We start from the raw sequence: 19,620 nt of genomic DNA on the forward strand, positions 1-19,620 counted from the left end.
GAGTTCTGATTATGTCTAATCTTTTTCAAATCGGCTTATCCGGGCTTAATGTCTCTCAGGCGAGCCTGAATACCACGGCGCATAATATAGCCAATATCAATACCGAGGGGTATAGCCGGCAGGTCACCCTTGCTGAAACTCGTGGTGCTGAGCGCCAGGGGAATATATTTATGGGGCGGGGAGCCCAGATCGGCAGCATTAGCCGTCAGTTTAGCGAGTTTGCTTATAGCGAGTACATCATTAACACCACCTCTCAGAGTTACTTTGAGACTCGCTTTACCAATGCAGCCCGGATTGACAGTGTGGTATCCGATGAAGATACCTCGGTCTCCCAGGATATGCTGAGCATGTTTTCGTCGATCAATGGGTTTGCCGATCACCCCAACACCATAGAGGCGCGCAGTGTGTTTATCGAAGATGCCAAGAATATGGTAAACACCTTTAATCGCCTCTATGACCAGGCGCGCCTCCAATTTGATAGCGTTAATGATGATATTGAGCGCACTGTCGAGTCTATTAATACCTTTTCCGATAACATCGCCAAGATCAATCTGGATATTCTGACGGCCCTCAGTGGGGATACCAGTCGTGAGGCGAACGATCTTGCCGATCAGCGTGACGAGCAGATCCGTCAGCTCAGTGAATTGGTGAATGTTTCTGTTATCAAGCTAAGTAATGGCATGGTGAATGTCACCATGGGCACAGGACAGCCTTTGGTGCTGGGTGCTCAGGCTACAGTGCTAGGTACCCAGCCTGGTAATCCTGATACTCAGGATATTCAGGTGGTGATTGAAGCGAGCGGTGCCCAGATCCCGGTTGATGGAACGGTTTTAGGGGGGTCCCTGCAATCTCTGTATGATGTCCGCGATCAAGTGTTGGTTCCAACCTTTACCAGTCTGGGTCTCAATGCGATGGGGATTACTCATTCGATCAATGAGCAGCAGAAGCAGGGGCAGGATCTTGATGGTGCCATCGGTGAACCGCTGTTTTACGATTACAACAGCACTACGGCACAGCGTGGCCGGGTGATGAGTCACAATGATAGTTTGGGTGAGGCGCAGCTTAGCTTGCGTATCGATGATCTCTCTTTGATGACGATTGATGAGTATGAGCTTAGAGTAATTAGCTATACACCAGCAGCACCAGGCCCAGAGGCTATTCAGTTTGAGTTAACTAATCTCACCACAGGGGCTACTTCGAACCTTCCTGCAGCGGGCGCTCAGGACTTAACTGTGAACCAGCGGATCACGATTCCAAACACCGGGTTATCCCTTGGGATCGAGAGTATCTCGGCAGGCGATCCTCCCCAGGTTGGCAAGCGCTTTACCATCAGGCCGACCCGAACCGCGGCCAATGATCTTTCTTTGATTCAGGATGATCCCCGCAAGGTCGCTGCGGCGGATGCTGAGGTAAAGGTTGCCGCTGTTTCGACCAATACTGGTAATGCCACCCTTTCGGTTACCTCGATTGATGATCGGGCCGATGGGCTCTACCCGGTCAAAAATCAGCCGATGACGATCGCCTTTACCGGTGTTGCGGCAGGACCTCCAACTGTATATCAGTACGAGATCCGCGATAGTGCCGGAACCGTGATTACGGTGCCAGCTGGTGAAAGTTATACATTAATCGATAATACCGGGGCTGCAGTTACCAAGAATGCAGGAGATCAGTTAAATAACCTTGGTTTTTCTTTGGATATTCTCTCCAACCGTTACAGCGGGATGCAGTTTGCCGGGGTAACCCTGGAGTTTGATGGCATCAGTGGCGGCCCTGCAGTTGGTGATCAGTTCACTATTAGTTATAACGAAACCGGCGATGGTGATAACCGTAACGCTCTGCTGATGGCGCAGCTGCAGACCGATAAGATTCTCGGGCAGGGTAAGCAGACCTTCCAGGATAACTATAGTGCGATGATCTCCTGGGTTGGTGCCATCACCAAAAATGCCGAGATAAGTCTTACCTCCAGCGAAACCCTCCTCAATCAATCCAGGGAGCGATTGCAGGCGATCTCCGGGGTGAACCTCGACGAGGAAGCCTCAAATCTCATCCGTTATCAGCAATCCTATAACGCCTCGGCGCGGGTTATTACTGTGGCTAACGAGCTGTTTGACACCATATTGCAGTCAATCCGTTAACTGGCGCAGTTTATGCAGCGGTTAAATCAATGAACGAGCGGAGCGACTAGGAGTTTAGCTGTGCGGATCTCCACCCAGATGTTTTACGATCGCAGTGTAACCAGCGTGGTTAAACGCCAGGCTAATCTGAGTGAGCTGCAGACCCATCTCTCGGAGCAAAAAGAGGTGGTCCATGGCTCGGACGATCCTGTGGCGATTTCGGCGATTCAGCGGTTGCGTCAGGATATCTCTGTCAGTGAAAAGCATATTCAAAATGGTGAACTGGCTGCCAACAGTAATGCGATTGAGGAAACCAGTATTGCTCAGGCGGTTAATCTGCTGCAGCGTTCCAGGGAGCTACTGGTTGCGGCAGGAAATGGTACCTACAACACAGATAACCGGGAGGCTCTGGCTACGGAACTTGAGCAGGTTCGAGAGGAATTGATCGGAGTTGCTAATACCCGGGATGCCAATGGCCAATATATCTTTTCCGGTTACGAGGTGGATACTCAGCCGTTTCAGGTCAACGAGTTTGGTACCGTGGATTACCATGGTGATGATGGGGTTCGTAACTACCAGATTGGCCCTGGAGTAAAGATCTCAGGTAATGAGGCGGGTGATTACGCCTTCATGAATATTGCTACCGGAAACGGCACCTATCTTTCGAGCGTAGCTGATTCAAATCAGGGTTCCGGGGTTATTGATGAAGCCCAGGTGATTGATGAAACGGTGCACTCAACCTTTTCCGGGAACAGCTACTCCATCTCAATGAATGAGCCCACTCCCGGGGCTGATATCGAGTATCGGGTGTATGGCATCAAGCAAACGGCAACTTTTACCGGTTCGGCAACGGTGAAGATTGCCTCTTTGGATCCTACAGATGCGGGATTTGCCACACAACAGCCAACGGCACTTTATCCTGAGGCAAATGGCACGACTAATATCGTTTTTACTCAAACGGCCCCGAATACCTTTGATGTGATTGTGGGGGGAAATACAGCTGTTCCTCAATATGACTCTTCAAATACCAATCCCCAAACAGTTGTGGTTAATGGAGTCAGCCTGGAGATTTCGGGAACTCCAGTTACAGGCGACACCATGGAGCTGACCGCTTTTGTTGGGGCGACTCAGTATGAAGAGAATCAAGATATCGAATTTAATGGCCTGAAAACTCAGATCAAAGGTAAACCCTTTGATAAAGATGTGATGTATTTGGAGCCAGCCAGTCAGCAGTCGGTTTTTGCAACGCTTCAGCAAGCGATCGCTGCACTGCGTATCCCTGGCGAAGGTGATGTGATCGAGGCAAAGATTGAGAATCAGCTCAATATGTCAAAGCTACAGGTTGATAGTGCCTTGGATCGGGTGAAAAACATTCGCTCCAGTGTGGGGGCTCGGCTCAACACTATAGAGAGGCAACGTGAGTCGAGTGAGGACTTCAAACTCACTTCACAAAAGGTGCTCTCTCAGCTCGAGGATCTGGATATGGCCGAAGCCATCTCTGAATTTCAGCTTGAGCTAACCTCTTTGCAGGTGGCTCAGCAAACCTTTGTGCAACTGCAAAATTTAAGCTTATTTAATTTTCTTTAGGATATGGCACACATTTCGCTTGATCTGTGTGTGGTTAAACAATCGACACTGTAATGGCAAGAGTTTGCCGCAGGCTGTCAAAACTGGAAGTTAAGTGAGGAACAAGTTATGCCTCAAATTATTAACACCAATATCATGTCGCTCAATGCTCAGCGTCAACTAAATAAGTCGCAACTCAAGCAGAATATGGCTATGGAGCGACTCTCATCCGGCCTGCGGATCAACAGCGCTAAAGATGATGCGGCAGGTCTTGCCATTTCAACCGGCATGGAATCGCAAATCCGAGGCCTAAACCAGGCGGTACGTAATGCGAACGACGGTATCTCCATGTCGCAGACTGCAGAGGGTGCGATGGATGAGATGTCCAACATTCTGCAGCGGATGCGTGAGCTGGCGATTCAGGCGGCTAATGATACCAACTCGGCGTCTAACCGGGCATCCATTCAGAAAGAGATCGATCAGCTCTATGCTGAATTGGATCGTATCGCAGAGGTGACTCAGTTCAATGGGGTGAAGGTGCTGGATGGATCTGGTGGTTCGACAAGCCTACAAATAGGTGCAAACGCTGGAGAGAATCTCGCCTTTTCCATTGACGCTGTAACCACGACAGCCCTTAACCTGAATGCGGTCTCAGGAATTGGAGAGCTTAATGGTGGACGAGTGGATACAGGTGGTGCTGGGGCTGATAGTACAGTGACAGTTAATGGAGTCAAAATCAATTTTGCTGCAGGCGCAGCAATGACTGCCATGGTTGAAGCCTTTAATACAGTAAAAGGTCTGACCGGAGTGACCGCGACCTCTTACAACGTGCTTGAGGGAACCAAAAACCAAAGCGGGGTGACCGATGGGACCTTCCAGATTAATAGTACGACGATCGGCGCGACTGGCTCAATGCAGGAGTTGATCGATACGATTAACCAGGAGGTCGGAGGGGTTACTGCAAAAATTGGTTCCGGAAACTCTTTGATTTTGAGCAATGATGATGGGGGAGGCATTGTTATTAATGCTGGTGGTGCTCAGATTGGGTTAGTCGATGATATCTATGGTGGTTACCTCGCCTTGACCAGTCAGGATAACTCTGCAATTGAGATTGGCTTGACCAGCACCGGAGTAACCTCTGAATTAAATGAAATAGGCTTCAACCGGAGTACCGGCTCCGATCTGGTTGTGGGGGGAACCAATTCAGGTGTTATCTCTGCCATGGCGGCTGCGAGCAATCACGGCATTACTGCCTCTGATGGTATTGTTATCAACGGTGTGAAATTAGGCGATGTTACCGGGAATTCAGCGGCGGACAAGGCGTTTGCGATTAATGCCCTTAGCTCTCAAACTGACGTCACAGCTGCCGCGAGAACGGAACTTGATTTTAGCTTGAATATAAATACTGCCCAGGGCGCTAGTGCATTGACAATCAATGGTGTAGGTAGCATAACCTTATCCTTAGCGACCAGTCTGGACTCTGCAGTAGCGATTATTAATGCGGCTGGAATTGGTGGTTTGGTTGCTGAGGCCGATGCGAGCAGTGGTCAGGTCAAGCTGATCTCAGCATCGGGTCAGGATATCAGCATTGTGAGTGGTAGTCTCCATTTCGAGGATCCGGCAGGCACGGGAATCGTCTCAGAGATAACCTACCGAGGAGCGATTACCTTGACCGGTCAGGATGGTAAGGATGTTGTGGTAACTAGCTCGGCTTCGGATGAAGCCGCAAAAGAAAGTGCTCTTGAAAAACTTGGATTGAGCGATCAGGGGGGGAACTCTACTGCCGTTGGAATTGGCTTGAGCGTGACGACGGTTGCTAATGCAGAGAATACTATTGAGCGAATCGATGCAGCACTTCAACAGATCTCTGATACTCGGGCGAGCTTAGGTGCGATTCAGAACCGCTTAAACTCTACCATCTCTAATCTTGAGAATGTGTCTCAGAACTTGTCGGCGGCAAACTCGCGAATTAAGGATGCGGATTTCGCGGCGGAGACCTCTGCCCTTAGTAAGGCGCAGATCCTCCAGCAGGCAGGTATCTCCATGCTGGCCCAAGCCAATGCCAGCACTCAGAATGTACTATCGCTTCTTCAGGGATAGTGATCTTCATGGTATTAAAGGGCAGCATTTGCTGCCCTTTTTCTTGTAAAACGCAGAGCCAAATAGGTTAAAAATTGACTAAAGCTTCCTCAGCTATCGCCGATAAGGAGGTATCAAAAGTCGCCGATCTGCAGTATTTCCTGGGTCGGAGTGTGTTGAGCATGAGGAGCTTATTATGCCTTTCGTTGTAAACACCAATGTAATGTCGATCAATGCACAGCGTCAGCTGGGTAAATCGCAAATGATGCAAAACCAGGCGATGGAGCGACTCTCCTCTGGTTTGCGGATCAACAGTGCTAAAGATGATGCGGCGGGTCTGGCGATCTCCACCGGGATGGAATCTCAAATTCGTGGCCTGAATCAAGCGGCACGTAACGCTAACGATGGTATCTCCATGGCTCAGACCGCAGAGGGGTCTATGCAGGAGATGACCAACATCTTGCAGCGGATGCGTGAGTTGGCAGTTCAATCGGCCAACGATACCAACTCAGCTTCTAACCGGGCATCGATTCAAAAAGAGATCGATCAACTTTATGCTGAGCTGGATCGTATCGCCACCGTTACCCAGTTTAACGGGGTCAACCTGCTCGATGGCTCGAATTCTTCCACTAGCTTGCAGATTGGGGCAAATACTGGCGAGCGTCTCTCATTCTCTATTGCTGCTGCGACTACTGGGGCACTGAATCTGAACGCAGTGTCCGGTATCGGTGAGCTCAATGGAGGCCGGATTGATACTGCGGGTGCTGCTGCTGTTGATAATGGTGATGTGACGGTCAATGGGGTAGCCATGTCTTTAACTGCTGGTGCTGCGATGTCACTGCACTTGGCCGCATTTAATGATGTGAAGGGCCTCAGTGGAGTTACTGCCACTGCTTATAACGTATTGGAAGGAACTGGTAACCAGACCGGGGTTACCGATGGAACATTTTCCATCAATGGTACTGTCCTTGCTGCCACCGGTTCAATGACTGAGCTAGTGGATAAGATTAATCAGGAGGTCGGAGGGGTTACCGCGAAAGTGGGGGCTGGTGACTCCCTGGTGCTGAGTAATGATGATGGCCAGTCGATTATCATTGATGCCGGTGGTGCGCAGATCGGATTGGTGAATGATACCTATGCTGGGTACCTTTCTTTGACCAGCCAGGACAACAGTGCTATTACCATAACGACCAACTCAGTTGGTACCAATGATGATATTCAAACGTTTGGCTTCAACCGGAGTACCGGCTCCGATCTGGTTGTGGGGGGGACTAATTCAGGTGTTATCTCTGCCATGGCGGCTGCGAGCAATCACGGCATTACCAGCTCTGATGGTATTGTTATCAACGGTGTGAAATTAGGCGATGTTACCGGGAATTCAGCGGCGGACAAGGCGTTTGCGATTAATGCCCTTAGCTCTCAAACTGACGTCACAGCTGCCGCGAGAACGGAACTTGATTTTAGCTTGAATATAAATACTGCCCAGGGCGCTAGTGCATTGACAATCAATGGTGTAGGTAGCATAACCTTATCCTTAGCGACCAGTCTGGACTCTGCAGTAGCGATCATTAATGCAGCTGGCATTGGTGGTTTGGTTGCTGAAGCCGATGCGACCAGTGGTCAGGTTAAGCTGGTGTCTGCATCGGGTCAGGATATTAGTATTGTGAGCGGTAGCCTCCATTTCGAAGATCCGTCAGGTACGGGAATCGTCTCAGAGATTACTTACCGAGGGGCGATTACCCTGACTGGTGTGGATGGTAAAGATGTCACTGTTTACAGCACCGCGACCAGCGAGGCTCTCAAGGATACTTCTCTTGCCAAGCTTGGCTTGATTGATCAGGGTGGTAATGAGACAGCGGTTGGTACCGGGTTGAATGTCACCTCGGTTGCCAATGCGGAGAACACTATTGAGCGGATCGATGATGCTCTCGTGACTATCTCAGAAAACCGGGCTGAGCTTGGTGCGATCCAGAATCGCCTGACCTCAACCATCTCGAATCTTGAGAATGTCTCACAGAACCTAAGCGCAGCGAACTCTCGGATCCGGGATGCGGACTTTGCGTCTGAGACCTCATCTCTGAGTAAGTCGCAGATCTTGCAGCAGGCAGGTATCTCTATGCTGGCTCAGGCGAATGCCTCAGGTCAGAGTGTCCTGTCACTGCTCGGATAAGTCAGGAGGAATTTTTAAAGTAAGGAAGCTCCCCGGGGAAACTCGGGGAGCTTTAGGCTAGAAGAGAGGGGGAGATTATGAGCCAGGAGCTTGAAGGTAGCCGCAGTGTACTGCAGCAGACATCACCGGCAGAGCGAGCCTCACAGCCCCAAATGCCTAAACCAGATGCCAGGAATGAGGAGGTTAGGGATAATGTACAGCAATCGCTAGCTGAACTTGATCCTCAGGCAGTGCGTGAGACAATGGAGACACTAAATGCTCATGTACAGCTGATGCAACGGCAAATCAGCTTTTCGGTGGATGAGTCCAGCGGGCGTCAGGTGATTATGGTGTTTGATAAAAATACCGGAGAGGCAATAAAGCAGATCCCTTCGGAGGATTTGCTGCAATTGGCACGAAACTTGGACAAAGTAGTTGGGCTATTATTTAGTAGTCAGGTGTAAATCTGGATAAAGAGGATTTTAGATTTCCAATTGCTGAGTGATCTGAGTCCTGAGGAGGTGCTTATGCCTGTAGTAACATCTACTGGTCTTGGATCCGGGTTAGACATAAACAATATTGTCACTAGTCTAGTGGAGGCCGAACAGGTTCCTGTTCAGCAGAAGATTGATAAAGATGCTCTTGAGGCCACCGAACAGATCTCGGCTCTGGGGCTACTCAATAGTTCACTCTCCTCTTTCAAAAGCTCTTACTCTACCCTTTCTTTGAGCTCTAGTTTCAGCGCAGCTTCTATCTCCAATAGCCACACAAATCTTCTTTCGGTTACCACTGATGTTGGGGCCGATCTTGGTAGTTATGATCTCAGCATTGAGAAGCTTGCACAAACTCATACGATTGCTTCAGCTAGTTTCACCAGTCCAAATGATGTGATTGGCACAGGAGAGATGACAGTTCGTTTCGGTACCTATAATGCGACAGATGATAGTTTTACTCTCAATGCTGATGAGACGGTACAAACAATTACCATAGATTCGACGAATAACACTCTTTCGAGCATGCGGGATCATATCAATGAGGGAAATTATGGGGTCAAAGCTTCGGTGATCAATGATGGGAGCGGTTATCGTTTGGTGTTTGAGAGCAGCAAGAGTGGAGCTGATTATGCTCTGGAGATCACCACAGACGACGATGATGGCACTGATACCAATAATGCGGGCTTGTCACAGCTGGTGTTTAGTGCATCGGACAAAAACATGACAAAAACTGTGACTGCACAAGATGCTGAACTGGTGATGAATGGTCTGACGGTTACCCGCTCCGATAATACTGTGACGGGATTGATTGAAGGTGTAACTCTGAACCTACTGGACTCAAGTCCCGGAGAGTCTATCAAGCTAGTTATTAGCAGGGATTCCAGTTCGGTTGAGGATAAAATACGCACTCTTGTTGATAGCTACAATACCGTCTATGCCCAAATATATGAGCTTACAAAGTACACGGGAACCAATGAGGCCAATGGTGTATTGATTGGTGATGCTACAGTGAGAGGCATCCAGAGTACCTTACGCTCGATTCTTAATTCCGAAGTTGATCTGTCTGGTAGCGATATACACACTTTTGCAGATCTCGGGATCATCACCACTCGGGAAGGAACCCTTGAAATTCAGGAGTCAACCTTTACCTCTGTCTTGAGTAACAATATTAATGATGTTGCGGACTTCTTCACTGCAGCTGGGCGGACGACGGACTCACAGGTTGATTTTTTCAGTAGTAACTCGCTTACGGAGGCAGGAACCTATGCGATTGAGGTCACACAACTGGCGACACAGGGTGTGCTGACTGGTACTGTCGCATTAGGTGCAAACACAACAATAGATGCTGACAATGATACATTTAAAGTTCGTATTGATGGGATTTTATCCAATGAGATCAGCTTGCTTCAGGGAACATATACACAATCTGAACTTATTGCCGAGATACAGTCAAAGATAAATTCGGACTCAACTTTACTCGATAAAGGAGTCAGCGTCTCTGTGACTCTTGATGGTAGTAATCAGCTAGTGATTACCTCTGATGCCTATGGGAGTTCATCTTCGGTCGCGTTTACCGAGGTGGATACAGACATGGCAGCGGAGTTAGGACTATCAGTCGCATCGGGAACAGAGGGAGTCGATGTTGAAGGCACGATAGATGGACAAACAGCTTTAGGTGATGGTCAATTTCTCCTCTCTGAGAGTGGAAACTCCTCAGGAATTAAAGTTCAGGTGACAGGGGGAGCAACAGGGGCTCGGGGAACGGTCACCTACTCTCCGGGAATGGTTGACCTTCTCAACACCACACTGGATGCTATGATTGATAAGTCGATCTCTTCCGGTTCCGGAGATATAGATCTGAGTGAAGGTATTATCGATACCAAGATTGACTCCCTGTATAAAAAGTTGCAGGAGCTGGACAAGAAAGATGAAGATCTTAAGTTCAGGATGAGCAAGCTGGAAGCTCGCCTTTTTGAGCAATTTAATGCCATGGATATTGTTGTTTCTCAATTGGCAGGTACATCTAGCTTTCTCCAGGGAGCCTTAGAGGCTTTGCCTGGATATGCAAAGGATAAGAAGTAAACCTAACTGCTTGGTTCGGCGCGATTTTTGCCTCTACTTCTGTTAAGTTGGAGTAGAGGCTTTTTATATTTTTGGGAAGGTAAAGCTTATGGACCCGATGCGCCTGGATATAGAAACAAAGATTCTACGAGGTACTTTTGTCAAAAATTTGGCTGTTCTGAAAAAGCACATGCCCCCTCTCTTTGAGCTTTATAAAGATTTTGAACCCCAAAAGACTTTTCTCACCTTTGATCATAATGATGAGCTTAATCTGGTTTCAGATGGGGGGCTTGTTTATGAAGATCGGGCGCAGCAACAAAGCTGCGAGCAGGCAGAACTCTATCTTAAGCGACCAATGAGAAGCCGTTACTTACCTACCTATGAAGAGGAAGGTTTTGAGCACTATTTGCATATTCAGTTGATGGAGGAGCTTTTTTCTAGGCGCGAAGAGGAAATTGGCTTCCCGGCTGCAGAAGAATTTAATGAATTTGACACTCATAAGCTTATCGACTTCTTATGTATGATTGGATCGGGGCTGGGATACCATATTCAGAGGATTTTTGATTCTGTGGATGTGAACTATTTTTTCCTTTATGAGCCAGATCCTGAGTGTTTTTATGCATGTTTGCATGTAATTGATTGGCAGAAAATTATTGAACACTGTAATGCTAGAGGGGGAACAGTCACTGTGACTGTTGGTGGGAGTAAGTTTAGTTTCATGAACAATGTTCATAGCTGCCTTAGTCAGCGGGGGACCTTTCATGTTTGTCGGATAGGCTTATATCGGCATTACCATAGTGAAGATACCGATGAGTCTTTTGAGTATTTTCATGAATTGGCTCATCGACTATCAAGTGGTTGGGGCTTTTTTGAAGATGAAATTTTGAGCACGCAAAATACTTTTGCAAATATTAAGATTAACATCCCACTACTCAAGAATAATGTCTATTCAGGTAAGCTGAAAAAATATCCAGTATTTATTATAGGCAATGGACCATCACTTGATTACTCGATTGATTACATAAAAAATAACCTGAAAGGGGCTATCGTTATTTCCGGTGGGACAGCGACCCGGAGCCTACTTGAAAATGGTATTGTTCCGGATATTCATGTTGAGGTTGAGAGAACCTATCATGTAGCAAAGTGGCTGGAAAATATTAAGGAACAGAATACATTGAGTCGTATTCCTTTGGTGGCATTTAATAATGTTCACCCAGAAGCGATGCAGATGTTTGAACGCTCATATATGATTCTAAAACCCCATGACTCTGGAAATGAACTCTTGTGTCAGCTGCTACCAAAGAATAAATATAATCAAATGTATTATAGTAACCCAACAGTTACTAACTTTGCTTTAGCTCTCGCCTTTGAAATGAAAATGACTGATATCTACCTATTTGGGACTGATTTTGGTTATAAAGACAAAAAGTATCATCACTCCAGAGATAGTGCCTATTATGATGAAAGCTGGGATGGGTATACTGAGGAGCATGGTGGCCAATTACGTTCTAAGGCTAATTTTGGAGATGATATTATTTTTACTGAAAGTGCTTATGAAAGCTCTCGGGCAATAGTTGAGATGTTGATTGAGAGGCAAAGATATATAAAGAATAGGGTCTTTAAAGTTCATAATACATCAGATGGCGCAAAAGTTGAAGGTGCCGAACCAGCTACAATAGATTCACTACCATCACTTGATATTATTTCAAATAAGCAAGATTTGATATTTAAATTTCTTGACAAGAGCTTCTCTAATAAAGAACTTGTAGGTACAGACATGGAGATCCTCATAAAAGAACATATCGATAGAATGAGGGGGATGGTCAAAATATTATTTTCTGAAATGCCTCAAGTGACAGACATTCAGTCTCTTATCAATTTTTTCCAGAGACAATACGCAATGGTAATCCCTTTGATGGATATTCCAGAAGATAAAGCATACTATAGGTTTTTGAAAGGGACATTAAACTATATTCAGACGACAATTTTAACCAATGCTTACTTTTATCATGGGGATGAGCTATCAGATTATAGCAATTGGGCTTTGTTGAGGTTTAAGAAGCATTGTGAGGATTTGGTTGAAAAGATTTCTTCAACATACCATACCCCACAAAATAAGCGCTGGTTCTGAGGGAGGAGCGTGTGAATAATCGAATATTGGTGACAGGAGCTGATGGCTTCATTGGATCTCACCTGATCGAAATGTTGGTTTCTCAGGGGTATTCTGTCAGAGCTTTTTGTATGTATAACTCTTTTGATCGTCGTGGGTGGTTGGATACACTGAGTCCCGAGTTTTTGGAGCATATCGAGTTTTTTATGGGGGACATCCGGGATCCAAACGGGGTTCGTCAGGCGATACAGGGGGTCGATGCTGTATTGCACTTGGCAGCATTGATTGCCATTCCTTTCTCTTACCATTCGCCGGATAGTTATGTTGATACGAACATCAAAGGAACTTTAAATGTGCTACAAGCTGCGCGTGATCTTGAGGTGCAGCGAGTTGTTCACACCTCTACAAGTGAGGTATATGGCTCAGCTTGTTATGTGCCTATTGATGAAAAGCATCCCCTTCAGGGACAATCTCCTTATTCTGCCAGTAAGATAGGTGCCGATCAGTTAGCTCTTTCCTTTTATCGCTCCTTTGAGCTTCCCCTGGTCATCGCTCGTCCATTTAATACTTATGGGCCGAGGCAATCTACTCGGGCCGTGATCCCTACCATTATTTCTCAGTTAGCGATGAATCCAAATGAATTAAGGCTTGGTGCTATTTCACCGACCCGAGACTTCAATTATGTTCTGGATACTGTTCGCGGTTTCGAAGCACTCTTAAGGGCTGATGATCAAGTACTGGGTGAGGAGATAAACCTGGGGAGTGGTTTTGAAGTCAGTATTGAAGAAACCGTCAATATGCTATGTGATCTAATGGGAGTATCACCAAAAATCGTAACAGAAGAGCAGCGTTTGCGTCCGGATAAAAGTGAGGTTAATCGACTCTTTTGTGATAACAGAAAGGCCTTGAAGCTCTTGGATTGGCAACCTGAGTTCGCTGGTGTTGATGGATTTCGTAAAGGGCTAGAGCACACAGTTCATTGGTTTCAGGAGGCTAAAAACCTGCAGTTATATCGTTTCGGGGACTATACCCTATGACTCCTGAGAATAAGAGTAGAGAGCTTGCAGCTCGAATTCGGCACGCATCGGGTTGCCACAACAGTGTCATGCCACTTCATGAACCTATGTTTATCGGTAATGAGTGGCACTATGTGAAAGAGTGCCTGGATACGGGATGGGTTTCTTCCCAGGGTAAGTTTGTTGATCAATTTGAAAGGGATCTTGAGTCTTACACGGGAAGTAACCATGCTATCGCTGTAATGAATGGTACGGCAGCACTTCACCTGGCTCTACTAGGTGCCGGTGTGAAGGCAGGAGATGAGGTATTAACGCCATCCCTTAGCTTTGTCGCAACGGCCAATGCCATCTGCTATTGCGGGGCAACCCCTCATTTTGTGGATGTTGAAAGTCTGAATTTAGGCCTGGATGCCACCTCTTTGGATGAGTATCTGAACTCTGCCACAGAGCTTAGAGATGGCACTTGCTACAACTGTTCCACTGGCCGGGTTATAAGAGCCTTGGTTGTTATGCATACCTTTGGGATACCCTCTGAAATGGAGGCTATCCAAAAGCTATGTAAGCAGTACTCACTTGCATTGGTTGAAGATGCTGCAGAGGGGCTAGGTAGTCATTATCAGGGGCAGCATGTTGGGACATTTGGTGTCACTGCCGCACTTAGTTTCAATGGTAATAAAATCATGACTACAGGTGGAGGCGGCGCTGTTTTGTGTCAGGGAAAGGTGCTTGCTGAGAGGCTTCATCATCTTTCGACGACAGCGAAGCTTAAGCATCCATGGCAGTATCATCATGATGCAGTTGGATATAATTATCGGATGCCAAACCTTAATGCAGCCTTAGGGTGTGCTCAGCTTGAGCAGATGCCGGAAATATTAAGACGCAAACGCACTCTTCACGAGAGTTATCAGCAGTATTTTCCCTGGAGGGGGATTGAGTTATTAAAAGCTTCTGGTGACAGAGAATGGAACTACTGGCTAATGGGATTAAGCCTACCTTCTGATTATAAATTAGAAATAGTCTTAGAAGAATTGAATTCACAAGGGATCCTTGCTCGACCAGTCTGGCAGCCTCTGCATCAACTTCCGATGTTTGAGGTCTCACCTCGAATGGATTTAAGTTGCACAGAGCGGCTAGCTAGTTGCATTATCAATATACCAAGTAGTGCAGGGGTCATGGATGATGCAAAAAATTTTTAAAGTTACTGTTGTGACGGGCGGCAGAGCCGATTATGGTTTGCTGCGTCCCTTACTAAAAGCCTTAAAAAAACACCCTAAGTTTGAATTACAGCTCGCCGTTACCGGAGCTCATTGTTGCCAAAGTTGGGGGGATAGCTTGTCAACTATTCATAGCGATGGTTTTCATATTGCAGCTGAAGTTGATATGCAACTTGCCAGTGATACCCCTGTTGGAATGAGTAAGTCTTTAGGACTTGGTGTGCTCGGAATGAGCGCAGCTTTGTCTCGGTTAAAACCAGATGCACTAGTTCTTCTTGGTGATCGTTATGAAATTTTTGCAGCAGCTCAAGCCGCTCTTTTTCTTAAAGTCCCTGTTGTTCATCTTCATGGAGGAGAGCTGAGTCAAGGAGCTGTGGACGACTCTATTCGTCACTGTATCTCTAAGATTGCAAGCCTTCACTTTTGCTCAACTGAGGAGTATCGACAGCGCCTTCTTCAGTTAGGGGAAGCGGTGGAGGCTGTTTACGATACCGGCCCTCTGGCTCTGGATAATATACGAGAACTTAAGTTGTTGACACGAGATGAGTTGGTGGCTGAACTGGGCTCTGCATTCTCTCGTCCGTATTTGCTCATGACATTGCACCCTGAGACAGCTACAAACCATGATCCAAGAGTACTTTCTGAACTGCTCTGTGAGACGCTAAGAAATGAATGGCCGCATCAGATCATTATGACATCCAGCAACTCTGACGCCGGAGGACAGCAAATAGAGGGGGTACTAGAGAGTTATGTTCAGAAGTATCCCGAGCAGTTTGTACTATATAAGCATCTGGGAGTACTACGATATATGTCTGCTGTAAGTTGTGCGAAAGCAGTTGTTGGCAACTCATCAAGTGGACTCCTTGAAGTTCCACTCTTAGGAACTCCGACACTGGATATTGGAGAGCGTCAAAGAGGGCGAACAGCACCGATTTCCGTTATTCGCGCTTGCGCTACAGCTCGGGAGATCGTTAATGGGTTGGAAAGAGCGCTGTCTAAATCTCATCAGGAGCTATCAAAGCATCATTGCCATACCTATGGTGAGGACTCTGTTGCCGAACGTATGATCAACGTTTTACTTAGCCACCTTCAGCAGGGACTAGGCAAGCTTCCTTTTGTGGACAGGATGGAAAGAAGGGTTTAGTGGACACTTTGGACAAGAGGCTCGAAAAAAAGTATGCACAGGGGGGGGTAATAAATCTTTGTATTTTGAAGTGCAAAGGTGAAAGGGTAAAGGGTTCATGTTAGGCTCAAAATGTAGCTAGCATCCAGGGAGAGAGTGCATGAAGCGCTGGCAGAACAGCTTTATTGATCCAGAGGCGAGTATTGAGCGAGCTATCCAAATTATCGATAAAAGTGGCTTGCAGCTTGTGATGGTGGTTGATACTGAGCATCGGCTATTAGGGGTTATCACGGATGGTGATGTGCGGCGCGCGCTCTTGCAACACATTCCTTTAACCGAGCCTGTAACTGCAATTATGCAGTGTTCCCCAGTGACAGCTTCTCCTGAACTTTCTGAAAATGAGTTGCGTAAGCGCATGCTACACCATGTGATCGATCAGCTTCCTCTGGTTGACTCAGATGGAAAAGTGGTTGGCTTGCAAACATTACAGCACTTAAGTAAGCCGCAGGAACTTGATAATACGGTTATTCTAATGGCTGGAGGTCAAGGGACGAGATTGCGCCCTCTTACTGAGGCTTGTCCTAAACCTATGCTTCGGGTTGGTGTAAAGCCTCTTCTTGAGCTCATTATTGATAATTTTATCGAGCATGGATTCCATAACTTTTATATCTCTGTAAATTACCTTGCTAAAGTGGTTAAGGATTACTTTGAAGATGGTAGTGAATGGGGCATCAATATACATTATATTGAGGAAAATGAGCCTCTCGGGACAGCAGGTTCCTTAGGATTAATTCCTAAGAATGATCTTCAACTGCCAGCAATTGTGATGAATGGTGATATTCTTACTCAAGTGGATTTTACTGCTCTTCTAAAATTTCACCGTGAACATAAATCTTCGGCGACTATGGGCGTTCGTGAGTGGAAATATCGAGTTCCTTATGGCGTATTGGAAGCAGATAATCAGAAAATTAAGCGGATTGTTGAAAAGCCTCTGCAGCATTTTTTTGTTAATGCAGGTATCTATGTTTTAGATCATGAAGCTTTTTCCAGAATTAGTGGTGAAGACTACTTGGATATGCCCGATCTTTTTAGCCAACTCATCGAAGACAATAAGACAACGACTATGTTTCCCATTAGAGAGTACTGGTTGGATGTAGGGCAGCACCAAGATTTTGAACAGGCAAATAGAGATATTTTTGAGGCCAGATTTTGACGACGCAAGTTCTGCTCCTTGGATTTGGCAGTGTAGCTCAAAAGCACATTGAAGCTTTAGGCGAGCTTTTGTCTGATGTAAAGTTTGCTGTTTGGTGTCGTCCGGGAAAGTTACGCTCGCACCCCAAGGTGGTGCATTTTTTCTATGATGCTAAGCAAGCTATTGCCTGGCAGCCTCATCTTATCATTGTGACAACGCCCTCATCGATTCGACTCGAATTGATTACAGAACTCGCTTCTTTGGGTTGCCCAATGCTTATAGAGAAGCCACTAGCTGACAGCCTATCCCAAGCACAAGAGATTACCTGTTTACTGGCAAAAAAAAATAGCTTCTATCTGGTCGCTTATCAGCTTAGGTTTTTACCCAGTTTTCTCAAGCTACAGCAGTGGCTTACTCTTTTGGGACAGCTCTATCATGTTAGGCTGGATGTTGGGCAGTACTTGCCTCACTGGCGCCCAGGCAAGCCTGTTATCGAGATGGTTTCAGCGTCATTAGAGCTTGGTGGTGGGGCCTTGCTTGAGCTGAGTCATGAACTGGATCTGATGATTAACCTCATTGGAAAGCCTTCATCGGTCTTTGCAAAAAAGGCTCCTCCGAGTCACTTAGCAATTGAAGTGGAAGAGTGTGTTGAGTTGCTTTGTAGTTATCCTCAAGGACCATTGGTGAGTGTCCACTTAGATATGCTCCGCTATTCTCCGTCCCGTAATAGTACATGGCTAGGCGAAAATGGACAGATTTGCTGGGATCTATTAAGTGATAGCCTGACATTTTATGATCGAACTGGTGAGCAGGTTGATTCATTCAATGGAGGGATGGATCCGGGGAGAGCACGCAAAGCTTTACTGGAATCTTTTATTAACCAATCTTCTCGGGGTTGTAATTTGGAACAGGGGTGTGAAGTCATGCATCTCATTGAGGCTTGTAAAGAGTCGTTGCGATACAACAGGGAGATAGTTTTGTGAGTGGTGAAGAAAGTACGCTCGCTTTTATTTTCGCCAGGGGGGGTCTAAAGGGATTCCTCGTAAAAATATCCAGCTTTTAGCTGGTAAGCCTCTTATTTCCTATAGCATTGAGGCTGCATTGAATCACCCTCAGATAGAGCAGGTGATTGTCTCTACAGATAGCCAGGAGATTGCGCAAGTTGCTTTGGAGTGGGGAGCGCAAGTTCCTTTCATCCGCCCTGCAGAGTTGGCAACAGATACTGCGCCAGAGTTAGAAGCCTGGCAACATGCAATACGTTTTTGCCAGACTCAGCCTCAATGGCATAGCTTCTCAACCTTTATTTCCTTACCAGCAACAGCACCTCTTCGTTCTGAGGATGATGTAACCCGATGCTTGGAGTTATTTGGTCAGAGCAACTTTGATTTGGTTGTCACCGGCTCTATAGCCTCCAGGAGTCCCTGGTTTAATATGGTAAAGAAAAAGGATGATGGCGCTATAGAGTTGGTGCTTCCTAGCCAACATACACGGCGACAAGATACGCCTCAGGTTTTTGACCTAACGACGGTAGCCTATGTTTCAAGCCCGCAGTATATCCTAAATAGCCAGAATGTAATGCAAGGAAGGATTGGCTTGGTAGAGATTCCAAGAGAGCGGGCGATCGATATTGATGAGCCCCTGGATTTTGAGATTGCAGAATGCTTGCTGGCAAGGAGGATGTGTGAGCAAGACACTAGATAAATTGGCTGATCTTTCAAGTAGAGTGGCTTTGGTCACTGGAGGAGCTGGGCATCTTGGTCGTTTATGTTGCAATTTGCTTGTAGAGCAGGGAGCAAAGGTGATTGCTATTGATCGTCAGGAAGCTCTCCAAAATGTAGTATTTCATGATGGAATAACTCCTATTGCTCTTGAGCTTGCAAGCATAGAGGCTGAAGGGGAGCTTCTACTACAGAAGATAGAGCGTGATTTTGGGCGGCTGGATATCTTGGTGAACAACGCAGCCTTTGTTGGGACATCAGAGCTACAAGGTTGGAGTACATCCTTCGCTGAGCAGTCAATTGAGAGTTGGCGCGCTTGTTTGGAGGTGAATTTAACAGCTACTTTTGCCTTGAGTCAGTTGTTCTATCCATTGTTATCAGTCAGAGAAAAAGGAGTGATTGTTAACATCGGGTCCATTTACGGTGAGGTAGGGCCTGATTGGTCGCTGTATGAAGGCACTCAAATGGCTAACCCCGCAGCTTATGCTGCAAGCAAGGGCGGGCTTCATCAGTTAACGCGCTGGCTTGCAACTACCCTTGCCCCCAAAGTACGGGCTAACACTTTGGTACCAGGGGGAATTTTTCGTTATCAGCCGAAGAGCTTTGTGGATGCATATTGCCAGAGGACACCTTTGAGGAGGATGGCTAAGGAAGAGGATCTTGCCGGCCCTCTGCTTTTTCTATGTTCAGATATGTCCTGCTATATGACCGGAGCTCGACTCGATGTTGATGGCGGATGGCAGGCTTGGTAGGCGCAGTTATTGCATTATTCTTTGTACTCTTA

General features: G+C 46.6%; 14 protein-coding genes. All 14 read left to right on the forward strand.

Going from position 1 to position 19,620, the window contains the following annotated elements:
• The first annotated feature begins 11 nt into the window (after nucleotides 1-11).
• The 14 genes from flgK to DB847_RS04975 all read left to right on the forward strand — a co-directional run bounded on the left by flgK (nucleotide 12) and on the right by DB847_RS04975 (nucleotide 19,588).
• On the forward strand, nucleotides 12-2,135 hold the full coding sequence (gene flgK, locus DB847_RS04910; protein WP_108649696.1) for a flagellar hook-associated protein FlgK: 2,124 nt from the start codon (nucleotides 12-14) through the stop codon (nucleotides 2,133-2,135).
• 60 nt (nucleotides 2,136-2,195) lie between these two features.
• Nucleotides 2,196-3,701 (forward strand): flagellar hook-associated protein FlgL, encoded by a 1,506-nt coding sequence (flgL, locus tag DB847_RS04915; RefSeq protein WP_108649697.1) that lies wholly within the window; start codon nucleotides 2,196-2,198, stop codon nucleotides 3,699-3,701.
• A 108-nt stretch (nucleotides 3,702-3,809) separates the two neighbouring features.
• Nucleotides 3,810-5,780, forward strand: coding sequence for a flagellin N-terminal helical domain-containing protein (locus DB847_RS04920; protein ID WP_108649698.1), 1,971 nt, complete (start codon nucleotides 3,810-3,812; stop codon nucleotides 5,778-5,780).
• Between the two features lie 175 nt (nucleotides 5,781-5,955).
• The gene (locus tag DB847_RS26300) at nucleotides 5,956-7,929 is read left to right on the forward strand and encodes a flagellin N-terminal helical domain-containing protein (protein WP_108649699.1); all 1,974 of its coding nucleotides are present in this window, start codon (nucleotides 5,956-5,958) and stop codon (nucleotides 7,927-7,929) included.
• Nucleotides 7,930-8,006: 77 nt separating this feature from the next.
• Nucleotides 8,007-8,372, forward strand: coding sequence for a flagellar protein FlaG (locus DB847_RS04930; RefSeq protein WP_108649700.1), 366 nt, complete (start codon nucleotides 8,007-8,009; stop codon nucleotides 8,370-8,372).
• Nucleotides 8,373-8,402: 30 nt separating this feature from the next.
• Nucleotides 8,403-10,484 carry a flagellar filament capping protein FliD gene (fliD, locus tag DB847_RS04935; protein ID WP_199911731.1) on the forward strand — a complete coding sequence of 694 codons (2,082 nt, stop codon included), beginning with the start codon at nucleotides 8,403-8,405 and terminating at the stop codon, nucleotides 10,482-10,484.
• An 88-nt stretch (nucleotides 10,485-10,572) separates the two neighbouring features.
• Complete coding sequence (locus DB847_RS04940) at nucleotides 10,573-12,594, forward strand: motility associated factor glycosyltransferase family protein (RefSeq protein WP_108649702.1); 2,022 nt, start codon at nucleotides 10,573-10,575, stop codon at nucleotides 12,592-12,594.
• Between the two features lie 11 nt (nucleotides 12,595-12,605).
• Nucleotides 12,606-13,610, forward strand: a complete 1,005-nt coding sequence (locus DB847_RS04945) for an NAD-dependent 4,6-dehydratase LegB (RefSeq protein ID WP_108649703.1) — start codon at nucleotides 12,606-12,608, stop codon at nucleotides 13,608-13,610.
• The gene (locus DB847_RS04950; RefSeq protein ID WP_108649704.1) at nucleotides 13,607-14,785 is read left to right on the forward strand and encodes a LegC family aminotransferase; all 1,179 of its coding nucleotides are present in this window, start codon (nucleotides 13,607-13,609) and stop codon (nucleotides 14,783-14,785) included. Before DB847_RS04945 ends, DB847_RS04950 begins: the two co-directional genes overlap by 4 nt.
• A complete protein-coding gene (gene neuC, locus DB847_RS04955) occupies nucleotides 14,766-15,947 on the forward strand; it encodes a UDP-N-acetylglucosamine 2-epimerase (protein WP_108649705.1) in 1,182 nt (393 codons plus the stop codon). The genes DB847_RS04950 and neuC overlap by 20 nt, the downstream gene beginning before the upstream one ends.
• A 139-nt stretch (nucleotides 15,948-16,086) precedes the next feature.
• The gene (locus DB847_RS04960) at nucleotides 16,087-17,139 is read left to right on the forward strand and encodes a nucleotidyltransferase family protein (RefSeq protein ID WP_108649706.1); all 1,053 of its coding nucleotides are present in this window, start codon (nucleotides 16,087-16,089) and stop codon (nucleotides 17,137-17,139) included.
• Nucleotides 17,136-18,101, forward strand: a complete 966-nt coding sequence (locus tag DB847_RS04965) for a Gfo/Idh/MocA family protein (protein ID WP_159084411.1) — start codon at nucleotides 17,136-17,138, stop codon at nucleotides 18,099-18,101. The genes DB847_RS04960 and DB847_RS04965 overlap by 4 nt, the downstream gene beginning before the upstream one ends.
• A gap of 94 nt (nucleotides 18,102-18,195) precedes the next feature.
• Nucleotides 18,196-18,819, forward strand: coding sequence for an acylneuraminate cytidylyltransferase family protein (locus tag DB847_RS04970; RefSeq protein ID WP_407644455.1), 624 nt, complete (start codon nucleotides 18,196-18,198; stop codon nucleotides 18,817-18,819).
• Nucleotides 18,800-19,588 carry an SDR family oxidoreductase gene (locus DB847_RS04975; protein WP_199911732.1) on the forward strand — a complete coding sequence of 263 codons (789 nt, stop codon included), beginning with the start codon at nucleotides 18,800-18,802 and terminating at the stop codon, nucleotides 19,586-19,588. The genes DB847_RS04970 and DB847_RS04975 overlap by 20 nt, the downstream gene beginning before the upstream one ends.
• The last annotated feature ends 32 nt before the right edge of the window (nucleotides 19,589-19,620 follow it).

Origin of the sequence: Dongshaea marina, from assembly GCF_003072645.1 — a bacterium.
GTDB classification, from domain to species: Bacteria; Pseudomonadota; Gammaproteobacteria; order Enterobacterales; family Aeromonadaceae; genus Dongshaea; species Dongshaea marina.

What these genes read in the sequence shown, in the direction of transcription:
- DB847_RS04950 (WP_108649704.1), top strand. Translation starts at nt 13,607, where the DNA reads ATGACTCCTGAGAATAAGAGTAGAGAGCTTGCAGCTCGAATTCGGCAC.
- DB847_RS04940 (WP_108649702.1), top strand. Translation starts at nt 10,573, where the DNA reads ATGGACCCGATGCGCCTGGATATAGAAACAAAGATTCTACGAGGTACT.
- DB847_RS04960 (WP_108649706.1), top strand. Translation starts at nt 16,087, where the DNA reads ATGAAGCGCTGGCAGAACAGCTTTATTGATCCAGAGGCGAGTATTGAG.
- DB847_RS04920 (WP_108649698.1), top strand. Translation starts at nt 3,810, where the DNA reads ATGCCTCAAATTATTAACACCAATATCATGTCGCTCAATGCTCAGCGT.
- DB847_RS04930 (WP_108649700.1), top strand. Translation starts at nt 8,007, where the DNA reads ATGAGCCAGGAGCTTGAAGGTAGCCGCAGTGTACTGCAGCAGACATCA.
- flgK (WP_108649696.1), top strand. Translation starts at nt 12, where the DNA reads ATGTCTAATCTTTTTCAAATCGGCTTATCCGGGCTTAATGTCTCTCAG.
- neuC (WP_108649705.1), top strand. Translation starts at nt 14,766, where the DNA reads ATGATGCAAAAAATTTTTAAAGTTACTGTTGTGACGGGCGGCAGAGCC.
- DB847_RS26300 (WP_108649699.1), top strand. Translation starts at nt 5,956, where the DNA reads ATGCCTTTCGTTGTAAACACCAATGTAATGTCGATCAATGCACAGCGT.